Here is an 11,598-nt window from a genome sequence, read left to right as displayed (position 1 = left end):
CCCCTGATGCTTTTGAGGATATCCTCAAAGGCTCTGACATGGGTTCTTTTCTCCCTCCTTCAGCTAAATTTTAACTTTAGTCGTTTGCCTCATGAGGCTAAGTAATCCACAAATATTATGAACAGTTAGCTTTTCTGAGTTCTTTTAGAGTAAAATTTACTTCTTCCAAGTAAGACTCCTGAGAGGAAATCAGTGTCAGTAAAAATACGTCTAGCCCGAGTGGGTAGAAAAAAAGTGCCAATGTATCGTGTTGTAGTCGCAGATGAGCGTTCACCACGAGACGGTCGATTCATAGAAATATTAGGTCAATACCAACCACTTGAAGATCCTTCAATGGTTAACTTTAAAGAAGACCGTGCTCTTGAATGGTTGAGCAAAGGTGCTCAACCTACAGAGACTGTCGAAAAACTTTTAAAAGTTACAGGTATTTGGGAAAAGCATACAGCAACTCTTGCTCCAAAAAAAGTTAAAAACATTCGCGTTTCTAAATCTTCTGCTAAAAAAGCTCCTGCTAAAAAAGCTCCTGCAAAAGCCTCAGCAAAGCCAGTAGAGAAAAAAGCATCAAGCAAAGAAGTGGATCCAAAAGCAGTTGAAACAACTGAATCTGGCGAATAAATTCTAAAAAGAAAGAATATTTAAAATGTCTGATGACACACAAGTTGAAGAAAAAGTAGAAGACGTCAAAGAAGAAGTTAAAGAAAAGACCGTTAAGCGCGATTTGCCAAAATTAGATAACGTTGATGATGCTCTTGCAGGCGACCGAGCTGCTGCTTTAATTGAACATGTTGTTATGTCGCTTGTTGAACATAAAGACAAAGCTGAAATTGAAGTAGTAGAAAATGGTGACGAATCTGTTGAACTTCACGTCCATGTTGATGAAGATGAAATCGGTAGAGTTATTGGTAAAAAAGGTAGAGTAATTCAAGCGATGCGCAAACTTGCCCGTGCAGTTGGAAGTGCAGAAGATACACAAGTCGGTGTTGAAGTTGTAGATCCTAATCGTCCGCAACGTAACGAACGTTCTAACAACGACAATTACTAATTATTTTTACACTAAGTGAAGATGCTTTTGTCATCCTGATCAAGCGAACTTAGTCGAAAGATCTTTATGAGAGCACTCGATGATAGTTATTTAAGAATAGCAAAATGTGGTCGAACCATTGGTTTAAAAGGTGAAATAGTCTTGTGGCCAATTTCCAATGTTGAACAACGTTATCTTGTTGGATCGATTTTTGTAGATAAAAACGGCAATGAATTTACGATTGATAAAATCCGTCCTCTAAAAGATCAATATGTTGTTAAGTTTAAAGGCTTTGATAATATTGAACAAGTAAAAAAATTTGTTAATATTGAATTTTTTGGCGAACCTCTAACTGCTGATGTATTAGATGAAGGTGAATATTTTGCACACGATGTTTTAGGTAAAATAATTAAAGATTCATCTAATATTGAACATGGTATTGTAAAAGATGTGATTCCAAATGCAGCTAGCGATCTTCTAGAAAATGATAACGGCAATCTGATTCCCTTTCGTTTTATTGAGAGTTTTGATGATAAATATGTTTATATTGACCCACCGGAGGGATTGTTCGAACTAGATTAGTTTGAAGTAGCTTATTATGACTTTTCAAATAGATGTTTTTACTTTGTTTCCAGAATATATAACTGGCCCATCGTCACTTGCGTTATTGGGAAAAGCTCAAGAACAAGATCTTGTGAGTATAAAGGCATATAATTTTCGCGATTACACATATGATGTGCATCATAGTGTTGACGATCAACCATATGGTGGCGGCGCAGGAATGGTATTAAGTGCGAAACCAATTTTTGATGCTATAAAAGATGTCAAACCACAAAGACCTTTATATGTATTGAGTGCTTCTGGCAGAAAATTTGATCAAAAATTTGCGCGGGAACTAAGTCTTGGCGAAGGTTTCTCACTTATCTCCGGTAGATACGAAGGCATCGACCAGAGAGTTGGTGACGAGTTAGCTGATGGAGAAATTTCAATTGGAGATTTTATTTTGGCAGGCGGGGAAGTAGCTGCTTTGGTTGTTATAGAAGCTGTTACTAGGTTGATCCCTGGAGTGATGGGAAATGATGAATCTCATATCCAGGAGAGCTTTGATATTTCTGATTTGAGTACGAATGATCTAGTTGAATTTCCTCAATATACTCGTCCTGCTGATTTTGAAGGCTACAAAGTGCCTGATGTATTGCTATCTGGTAATCATAAAGAAATAGCAAAATGGAGATTAGAGCAATCGAAATTACGCACAGCAAAAAATCGTCCCGATTTACTTGGGAACTCTGATTAATTTAAAGAATTTACATATTAAACCACTGAACTTGGATGAATATCACCATATGAACTAGGATTATTCTTCGGCGCGTAATGTCGGGCATACCAATTGGTATTGACATAAATTGAGGTTATTAAAATGCAAGCAACAGATTTTCTAGATCGTGAATCATTAAAAGAGGTTCCGGAATTTTCACCTGGTGATACAGTTAAAGTTCATGTACGTGTTGTCGAGGGTGCACGCGAGCGTGTCCAGATATTTGAGGGTATCGTTACCCGTCGTCAAGGTGGAGGAATCCGTGAAACCTTTACCGTAAGAAAAGTATCTTATACCATTGGCGTAGAACGTACCTTTCCCGTACATTCGCCTATTATATCTAAGATCGAAATAGTACAATACGGCGATGTGCGACGTGCAAAACTGTACTATTTGAGAGATAGAGTTGGTAAGTCAGCAAAGATTAAAGAGAAGCGTAAAGTTTGACGATTAACCTTCTATGAGTGCAGAAGATCTTGAAAACTATGAAACTGAATTAGAGCTAGCGTTATATAAAGAATACCGTGATGTGCTTCCAATGTTTAATTATGTTGTTGAAACTGAGCGAAGGTTTTATCTCGCAAATAAGGTTGAATCAGTAGTCAAAAATGAAGAAGGTCGTACATATTTCGAAATAAATCTCACCGATGCATGGGTTTGGGATTTATACCGATCAGCAAGATTCTTAGCCAAAGTTCGCGTTGTAACTTTCCGAGATGTAAATATTGAAGAAATTGCTGGTAAAGATATGGTTCCAGACTTTGTTGATACCGAAGATGACATTGAAGATAAAAAATAAAGTATAACAATTTAACTTTTTTTATGATTTAAAATAAAATTCTATTTTTATTGCAATCATTTCATTTTTAGTTTAGATTTGAAGCAACTTCCCTTGTTTATATGAGGTGGAGTAGTATGACTTTTTCAGAAATTCAAAAAAATAATATTGAACAAAAACCTAAATCTAATAATAAAATAATTGGTAATCTAGGTGAAGAGATAGCTTGTAAGTTTTATTTAAGCAAAGGTTGTGAGATAATTGCTCGTAACGTTTATATATCTAAAATTGGTGAAATAGATATTATTGTTCGCCATACGACCGATATTAAAGATATCTTTGTTTTTGCAGAAGTGAAAACTAGAAGTAGCGATCTCTTTGGCAGCGGCTACGAGGCTATTTCATATCATAAAAAACAACGTATGCGACGTTGTGCACAAGTTTGGATACAGGACTATATGGGCTTTGAAGCAAAGTTTTCTTGGCGACTCGATGTTGTTTCAATAGATCTTTCAACCAAACCTATTTCAGTTAGATTATTTAAAAATATCTAAAGAATTTATTTACTATTTTATTTTTTATAATTATTTAAATATCTTTTCCAACATCCACTATGAAAGTGCCTTCTGTCTTCTACTGAATCACAAGGTACAACTACTTCGTGACCTAATCCTATTTCAATATTGTTATTACAATAAGGGCATATATAGTTTTTATTAGCTTCGTATGGTTGGACATGTCGAACTTCACAATCATCTGGCATGTAAGGAGGCATTAATGTATTAAACTTTGATTTCTTCATATGGCTATTGTGGCCATGATGCCCATGCAACTAAAGCAGCCGCTATGAGTAACGCGAGAATAACTATTGTAAGGTCGCCTTTATGTTTAACAAATTTTCTATACGGATTATATCCCATGATATGAGTTTAATAGGTTTAAGCTAATTAGCCACAATGCTCTATACGTTTTGAAACGATCCAGTTAGTTCCCAGTTGGGTTCTGAAACTCTTTTTACTAATGCATTATTTGCTTCCCATTTGGCACCACAATGACTGCATGATATTTCGTAGGTGCTGTCATCTAAATCTCTAACATTTATTAGTGACATATCATAAGGACACCGGGTCATATCCATATTGTGTAAGATTTCCGTCATGAAACAATTCTATTACTAATAGTTAAGCTTATTGGGGATTCCCATTAGCATTTAGGCCTATTTTGCTATATAGCTACCTCTTTGATATTCAATTAATTGATTTCTTTCCAAGAAAGCTAAAGATGAAGCTATTGTCGCTGCACTTAAATTGGTTAAAACCGATAAGTCGTAGCTATTTGCTTTTTGATGTACAAGAATATTCAATATCTTTCTATGAATAGTACTAATTGAATTGCTCAATCTATTTGATTCTTCTTCCCAGCCTAAAAGTTCAGAATCTATTCCCATTTCTCTTAAAATATCGCTAGGATCCGTGATGACGCCTGCGCCATCTTTTATTACTGCATTACATAGTTCACTTGCATAAGATCTTCTTGGACCTGGTAAGGCTAATACAGTTCTGCCCGCCTCTAAAGCAATGTCTACACTAATTCTTGCTCCTCCTTTAAGAGTTCCTTCAGTAACTACCAGAATGTCGCAAAGACCTACAATTAAACTATTTCTTACAGGAAAATGCCATGGTAAAGCTTGAGTTCCAGGATTGAATTGGGACGCAATTAGCCCGCTTTCTAATATTTGATCATACATTCGCTTATGTTTTAAAGGATATATCACATCTACGCCGCTACCGAGTACTGCAATTGTTTTGCCTGAAACATCTAATGCCCCTTGATGGGCTGCTCCATCGATACCCAAAGCCATTCCACTAACTATTATTCCACCAGCACGACTTATCACTTGTGCAATTTTTCTAGTGTCGGCAATTCCTGCTGGAGTAGCATTTCGAGTCCCAACAATTCCTATACGTAAAGGATGGTATTTTTCTGTAATCAGATTCTTTCCATTTCCTTTTATGAAAATATCATCAATATTATTTACGCATGACATAAATTTGTGGCCAATACTTTCCGCAGATATTGAATGTATCTCGTAGTTGTTTTGTTCGTTCATTATAAAATCTCTTCTCTGAAATTAAAGGCACTATTAACATGTATTTCTTCAATATTTTCCTCATCATCTATATCTGCAATTGTTCTAGACAATCTCCATATAGCACTTGCGCCTCTTGCTGATAGTTCTCTAGTAGTTATCATTTCATTAAACAGCTTTTGTACATTAGCTTTTAAGGGACAAAGGACTTTAAGCATTGGTGAAGTTAAATGAGCATTATAAGTAATGCCTATTTTCTCATTTCTATAAATTTGTCTTTCAAAACCATTACTTATCTTTTCGCGCATCTGGGCATTGTTATGTGTTGGTTTTTTTAAATATGAAGATTTTGACAATTCTAAACGGATGTCGAATCGGTCAAGTAACGGGCCTGAAAGCCGTTTTAAATATCTAGCTCTTGTTGCTTCTGAACAAATACATTTTTCTTTCTCTTTTGCGCACGGACATGGATTAGAGCATGCGAGCAGCGTAAATTGTGCAGGTAAACATGCTTGGAAATTAGCACGTATTATATTGACAGTACCTTGTTCTAAAGGTTGGCGTAATGCATCTAAAACATTTGTTTTAAACTCCCCAAGTTCGTCCAAAAACAATATCCCTCTGTGCGCTCTAGTAGCTTCTCCCGCAACGACGGTATTTGATCCACCACCAACCATTGCAGCTAAAGTTGCGCTATGGTGTGGACGTCGAAATGACCTTGTGGAAACTATTTCCTTTACTGAGCCATCAAGTATTGATTTTATAGCGGTTATTTCGTGGCTTTCATCTTCAAAGAGAGGTGGAAGAATATTTGGCAACCGCTCAGCCAACATAGTTTTTCCAACACCTGGAGAACCCATTAATAATGTATGGTGTCCTCCAGCTGCTAAAAGCATCATTGCATGACAACCCTGTGGTTGACCAATGATTTGTGAATAGTCATCATCGAGAATATTTTTTTGATTTTCCTTAGTTGAACTTTTACTAATACTTGGTTTTTCGATACTTGGCCATGCTTGCCCTAGGGACAAACAATCTATTAGACCAATTACTGAATCTATAGGAAAAACTTTTATACCAGTTACTAAGGAGGCTTCATATGCATTTGGCGTTGGGACAAATACTTCTTCAACACCATAATCCCTAAGTGCTAAAACTCTTGCAATTGTGCCGGGTGTTTCGCGTATTGTTCCATCTAAGCCAACTTCTCCTATAACGCCGACATTTTCGAATCTTTTAGCGTCAAGAATATTTGAACAAACCAGTAAGCCTACTAATATTGCAAGTTCACAACTTGTTCCGGTTTTACGTATTGTAGCTGGAGCTAAATTTATAGTTATGCGCGTTTCTGGCCATTTAAGATTCGATGATATTAGTGCAGCACGAACACGCTCCTTTGATTCTTTCATAGCCACGTCTGGCATACCAACCACGGTATAGCCTGGGAAACCATTAGATGTGTGTACTTCTACCCTAATTGGCTGACCTAACACGCCATTCGTTGTTGACGATAATATTGATGCAAACATAATCCCTCATAACAATTTATTAATATAAGGGAAGTTATAACTAGATCATAATATACGTGTGTGACAATCACAAAAAATAGTTTTCATGTCTGTGATTACGTTGATACGAATTAGTATTAACACACAACAGACATAGCGCTAAAGAGAGGGCTATTCGTTTAGAAAGTCTTTTAAGTTAGTTTGCGACACTTGAGTAAGTGTCTCGATACCATATAGTTTTTTAAATGCTGACGGTGTTTGCATTTTTGTATCTAAGGTATCTATATCTTGAAAATCATTCCATCTAAAATTATATGGGATAAGCCAAGTATCTTCCTCTTCAATAAGATCAATATGCTGATCATCATGTGTCCTCCAGAAAAATGAAGGAAAACTCTGTTCTCTAAAAAGCGCCGCTTTTTTGCGTTCTGCTAAGCATAAATTTTCCCAAAGTGCTTGACGGTCAACACGATTAGCAACTAAACCGTAATTATCTATCAGACAATTACGAACACCAATATCCCAAAAATAATACTTATCACGAACTTTTACTTCATTTTTACTACGACGATTTAATGGTCCAAGCCTGAAAATAACAAATGATTCAATAAGTAAATTTAAATAGCGTTCAACAGTTTTATTGTCAAGATCACAATATTTAGCCAGTTTTGAAATAGAAATTTCTTCTCCAATATTTAATGCTAATTGTCTGAGTAATTCATGTAATGATTTTGTTTTATTTATCTGTTGGTTATCAAGAATACTTCTATATAAATGTTCATGGACTAGTTCTTCTAGCACATCTTTTGCATCTTCATCATTTGAATTCCAAACTTCAGGATAAAAACCGAATCTCATAGCTCGATCCAAATTAATATCATTTGGCTTCTCACTATTTCCAATAATTTCAAGAATACTAAGTGGCATCACATGAAAAATTACATATTTAAGATTAATTCTATTTAAATATCTTGGTTTACGTTGAGATAGAGAAGACAGGGTAATAATAATTCTGTGAGTATTTGAATCTTTTTCGTCATCATCTTTTAATAAAGTTATGCCTTCAATAATGGAATCTAGATTTGACATGTTCTGAGCTTCTTCAAAAATCACCAAACGATATTTTGATATTAATTCTTGTACCTCTTTCGCGGATTTATTTTCAAGAGAGCATCTGACGTTATGTATATCGCAATTAAATCTTTTAAAACTGGGGCCAGGAACAAGGATATTCTCATCAGTCATTTCATTGATAAGGTGTGTCTTTCCGGATCTTCTAGGACCAACTATAAATAGAACTTTGTTTTTATCTATTTTTTGTATTGCTTTATGGGAATATCCGCGATCTTGAAGATTTAACATAACGTACATATTACCACATTTGGTGCATCAAGCATCATAATAATTGTGTGAAATAAGTGATTTACCTCAAAAATACTATCCGTTATTAGTGAAAGTGTGCATTTTAAAACAATCTAAAGCAAATTATTCCTTTTGTTAATGCTAGGACCCATATATTTTTCAATCACAAAATCGTATCTTTTAATTATCGGAACAACCGATAAAACGAAAGGTATAAAATAAAATGGTACAAGGATACAGTGACAGAACTAGAGATTTATTTGGAGATAGAGATCAAAATCGTCCAAGAGATACTACTAGGCACACCCCAAGTTTGGGTAAGAGAGTAGCAGCAGGTTTTGCACTAGCAGGAGCAGTCATTGTTCCGCTAACAGCATTCATGGCAACAGAAAAAACTCCAGCAGATAAAATTGCCCTATCGTACGGTGGAGGTCCATTTGAAGGAAATCAATATCAAAAAACAGTACAACCGGGTTCAGGTTTAGTAGTTAATGGAATTAAAGATGGATGGTATGAATATCCAGTCACAATTAGAAACTATATTGTCTCAGCATCAAAAGATGAGGGCGATAAAGAAACATTCGATGTTATAAAAACTTCTGATCATGATGGTGTTGAAGAGCAAGCAGAACTTACATTATCCTTCAAACTTAATACAGCTTTAGTTCGAGATTTTCACGAAAAAGTTGGTTTGAAATATCACGCATGGGGTGATGACGGATGGAAAGATATGATGGGTGATTATCTCCGCCAACCATTAAATAATGCTGTTGCGAAATCAATAAAGGGCTACTCGACAGATGATATCAAAAAAGATCCAAAAGTACTGAAAGAAATTGAAGATGCAATTGGCACTGAACTTGAAAGGTCATTATCTTCTGTACTTGGTAAAGATTATTTCTGTGGACCAACTTTTGATGGTAAAGAATGTGGACCAATAGAAGTTGTTGTGAAATCTGTTGTTCCAACTTCTAAAAGTGTCAACGCTTCATATGATAAACAAAAGAGTTCTGCAAATGGAGTAATCACAGCAAAGAATGAGGCAAATGCACAAATAGAAAGAGCAAAAGGTGAAAGAGCAGCTAAGGATGCTGTTGCTGAAGCTTTGACACCAGAATATTTAGCCTACATGGATCAACAAGCAAAACTAGCATGTGCAAAAAATGATAACTGTACAATGGTAACAACTGATGCAGGTGGTCAATTACCAGCATTAACAATACCTATTCCTACACCAGGAAGATAATGTTTGTGCTTTGTTATCTATAGACAGAGCATAAACTTATAGTCGAGTTAATTAAAGTAGGACGGACATAATTTCGTCCTACTTTTTTAAATTAAATAGACAAATCTGATACTTTATAGTTTTGACACTTTTCACAAACTTCTTCAGGGATGATACCCCATTTCATTAGGTAACCAAATATTGCACAACCAAAACAAAATCCAAAAAAAGCTTCACATGATGCCGCGAATAACAACACTGAAATAAAATATTTCGATACTAAGACTGAATCACCAAGCACATATGTGAATAGAGCAGATGTTGTAAAAAATGCACCTATACTTTGGGCAAATCGTTTAGGAGGTCCAGAACAAAATTTTGGTTTAAACTTTTTGGCCAATAGAGGAGAAAGTACACGAGTCACAACTTGACCTAGAGGGCTAAGTGTAGGACCAGTTAATGCTCTAGCCCAAAAACCATAAGTTAATAGAGCAAGAATCCAAATATTTCCAGTAATAATATATGTCAAACCTAAACAAACAGCTCCGACAGCTACCATACGTGCAGAATGCTCATTTACAGGATTAGGAAACGAGAATAATGTTCTGGCTAATGACTTATTTGACATTATATAAGTTTAACGTCATTTAGGTGTAATTGGCTAAGTCGCAGTCATTGTGTGGCAATAAATAAACAAAAATAATTTAGTATACCTAATCTCGATTACAAGCTATAATTAATATAGTAATCGGAGAGTTATGGCAGCATCAAAATTAGTAGTATTCGCTAAGACATTTATAATAAGCAGTGCAATAGCTATTATTGGAAATTTTGCCGTATTTACAGCTTTCCATTCTGGTTCTAAAATACAAGTTGTAATTGGCAACGACAAACAAAGTAAAGATTTAGCACCTGGTGTAATTTTGTTAGTGACTATTATCTCACTAATTATAGGTTTATTACTAATGTGGTTTATAGAAAAGATAACCGTGAATGGGTTTAAGGTATGGGTGGTCTCAGCTATAGTCTTTGCCTTGATCTCAATAAGTGGTCCATTTACATTAGATGTTGATACAAAATCAAAATATGTTCTAAGTTCAATGCACATAATTACTCTTATAGCAATTCTAATAGGAGCAATGATGGCTCGAAAACCTAATGAAATACCAAGAGAAAAAACTTAAAACTAGATAGAATACAAATATGTCCGTAAAGAGCAAAATAGATCTTGACAATATTGTTGATTTGGATATAAAGCTATGGCTATTAGATGGCTATTTAGCAACTTTAGCAACCCGTTCGCAACATACACGTGATGCATATCGACGAGATATTTATCAGTTTGTAGAATATTTATCTCGTGGACTTTCTAAAGAACCAAAAGATATTGAACGTATACATTTACGTCGTTATGTTGCGTGGCTTTCAATACAAAATTATCAGCCAAGTTCAATTGCTAGGAAAATTGCAACAGTAAGAAGTTATCTAAAATTTCTAGCTAAAGAAAATATTGTAATCCCAACTCTAGCTGGTGCCATTTCGTCACCAAAAATACCGAAAAGATTGCCAAGAGTAGCCTCTATCGAAGAAATAGGCACAATGTTAAATTCTAAACATCTAAATGATGGGTCCGATATCAATCTAAAGAATATAGAAGAAAACTTAGATTTAGATAGGGTAGTCCTTGAATTGTTATATGGTACAGGTATCCGAGTGTCTGAACTTTGCGGTCTTGAAATAAGAGATATCAACTTAGGCGTGCGTACTATTGAAGTTTTAGGTAAAGGATCTAAGTATAGAACCATTCCTTTAGGAGAAGTTGCTCTTATGGCATTACAAAAATATCTTAAAACGCGCCAAAGATACCTGTCGGAGAGCTCTATTTCAACTAAAGTTTTTATCAAAGAAACTTCACGTGCTTTGACAACACGCGATGTTAGGAGAATATTAGATAAATATCCTCTTAGCGACGGTACTAAATTGCATCCGCATCAGCTTCGACACGCTTATGCAACACATTTGTTGGTCGGCGGAGCAGACGTAAGAAGTGTTCAAGAGTTACTTGGACATTCAAGCGTTACAACAACCGAGCGATACACACACATAACCAATGACCATTTAAGGTCAGTATATAAAGAGACTCATCCACGTGCCTAAAGCTAAACCAGACAAAACATCAAAAGTAAAGACAACTGAAAAGAAAGCAGCCGTATCGAAAAGTGCGATTGCTAAAAAGAAGGCAGCAGTATCTAAAGGTGTGTCAAGTGAAAAGAAAAATACTAAAAAAGACTTGGCTA

Annotated in this window: 16 protein-coding genes; 10 read left to right on the top strand and 6 right to left on the bottom strand. The window is 35.4% G+C overall.

Annotated elements, in window-relative coordinates; genetic code table 11:
* Positions 1–192: 192 nt before the first annotated feature.
* From rpsP to KBF89_03175, 7 genes are all read left to right on the top strand, one after another.
* A complete protein-coding gene (gene rpsP, locus KBF89_03205; GenBank protein ID MBP9115331.1) occupies positions 193–615 on the top strand; it encodes a 30S ribosomal protein S16 in 423 nt (140 codons plus the stop codon).
* Positions 616–640: 25 nt separating this feature from the next.
* On the top strand, positions 641–1,042 hold the full coding sequence (locus KBF89_03200) for a KH domain-containing protein (protein MBP9115330.1): 402 nt from the start codon (positions 641–643) through the stop codon (positions 1,040–1,042).
* A gap of 66 nt (positions 1,043–1,108) precedes the next feature.
* The gene (gene rimM, locus KBF89_03195; GenBank protein MBP9115329.1) at positions 1,109–1,603 is read left to right on the top strand and encodes a 16S rRNA processing protein RimM; all 495 of its coding nucleotides are present in this window, start codon (positions 1,109–1,111) and stop codon (positions 1,601–1,603) included.
* A gap of 16 nt (positions 1,604–1,619) precedes the next feature.
* Positions 1,620–2,318 (top strand): tRNA (guanosine(37)-N1)-methyltransferase TrmD, encoded by a 699-nt coding sequence (trmD, locus tag KBF89_03190; GenBank protein MBP9115328.1) that lies wholly within the window; start codon positions 1,620–1,622, stop codon positions 2,316–2,318.
* A gap of 123 nt (positions 2,319–2,441) precedes the next feature.
* Positions 2,442–2,786, top strand: coding sequence for a 50S ribosomal protein L19 (rplS, locus tag KBF89_03185; GenBank protein MBP9115327.1), 345 nt, complete (start codon positions 2,442–2,444; stop codon positions 2,784–2,786).
* Between the two features lie 13 nt (positions 2,787–2,799).
* Positions 2,800–3,138, top strand: coding sequence for a DUF2469 family protein (locus KBF89_03180; GenBank protein ID MBP9115326.1), 339 nt, complete (start codon positions 2,800–2,802; stop codon positions 3,136–3,138).
* 116 nt (positions 3,139–3,254) lie between these two features.
* A complete protein-coding gene (locus KBF89_03175) occupies positions 3,255–3,671 on the top strand; it encodes a YraN family protein (protein ID MBP9115325.1) in 417 nt (138 codons plus the stop codon).
* A 17-nt stretch (positions 3,672–3,688) separates the two neighbouring features.
* Here KBF89_03175 and KBF89_03170 read toward each other — a convergent pair whose 3' ends face one another.
* The 5 genes from KBF89_03170 to KBF89_03150 all read right to left on the bottom strand — a co-directional run bounded on the left by KBF89_03170 (position 3,689) and on the right by KBF89_03150 (position 8,076).
* Positions 3,689–3,919, bottom strand: a complete 231-nt coding sequence (locus tag KBF89_03170) for a hypothetical protein (GenBank protein ID MBP9115324.1) — start codon at positions 3,917–3,919, stop codon at positions 3,689–3,691.
* Between the two features lie 159 nt (positions 3,920–4,078).
* On the bottom strand, positions 4,079–4,276 hold the full coding sequence (locus tag KBF89_03165) for a hypothetical protein (GenBank protein MBP9115323.1): 198 nt from the start codon (positions 4,274–4,276) through the stop codon (positions 4,079–4,081).
* A gap of 57 nt (positions 4,277–4,333) precedes the next feature.
* Positions 4,334–5,227 (bottom strand): DNA-protecting protein DprA, encoded by an 894-nt coding sequence (locus KBF89_03160; protein ID MBP9115322.1) that lies wholly within the window; start codon positions 5,225–5,227, stop codon positions 4,334–4,336.
* A complete protein-coding gene (locus KBF89_03155) occupies positions 5,227–6,735 on the bottom strand; it encodes a YifB family Mg chelatase-like AAA ATPase (protein MBP9115321.1) in 1,509 nt (502 codons plus the stop codon). The genes KBF89_03160 and KBF89_03155 overlap by 1 nt, the downstream gene beginning before the upstream one ends.
* A 150-nt stretch (positions 6,736–6,885) precedes the next feature.
* On the bottom strand, positions 6,886–8,076 hold the full coding sequence (locus tag KBF89_03150; GenBank protein MBP9115320.1) for an ATP-binding protein: 1,191 nt from the start codon (positions 8,074–8,076) through the stop codon (positions 6,886–6,888).
* Positions 8,077–8,299: 223 nt separating this feature from the next.
* Between KBF89_03150 and KBF89_03145 the strand changes: the two genes are divergently transcribed.
* On the top strand, positions 8,300–9,322 hold the full coding sequence (locus tag KBF89_03145; GenBank protein MBP9115319.1) for a hypothetical protein: 1,023 nt from the start codon (positions 8,300–8,302) through the stop codon (positions 9,320–9,322).
* Between the two features lie 91 nt (positions 9,323–9,413).
* Here KBF89_03145 and KBF89_03140 read toward each other — a convergent pair whose 3' ends face one another.
* On the bottom strand, positions 9,414–9,929 hold the full coding sequence (locus tag KBF89_03140) for a DUF4395 domain-containing protein (protein ID MBP9115318.1): 516 nt from the start codon (positions 9,927–9,929) through the stop codon (positions 9,414–9,416).
* Positions 9,930–10,059: 130 nt separating this feature from the next.
* On the opposite strand from KBF89_03140, the gene KBF89_03135 reads away from it, so the two are divergent.
* Both KBF89_03135 and KBF89_03130 read left to right on the top strand, forming a co-directional pair.
* Positions 10,060–10,485, top strand: a complete 426-nt coding sequence (locus tag KBF89_03135) for a hypothetical protein (GenBank protein ID MBP9115317.1) — start codon at positions 10,060–10,062, stop codon at positions 10,483–10,485.
* A 19-nt stretch (positions 10,486–10,504) separates the two neighbouring features.
* A complete protein-coding gene (locus KBF89_03130; protein ID MBP9115316.1) occupies positions 10,505–11,458 on the top strand; it encodes a tyrosine-type recombinase/integrase in 954 nt (317 codons plus the stop codon).
* Positions 11,459–11,598 lie beyond the last annotated feature (140 nt).

Source organism: Acidimicrobiia bacterium (assembly GCA_018057765.1).
Classification (GTDB): Bacteria; Actinomycetota; Acidimicrobiia; order IMCC26256; family JAGPDB01; genus JAGPDB01.
This window is presented reverse-complemented; position numbering and strand designations above follow the sequence as displayed.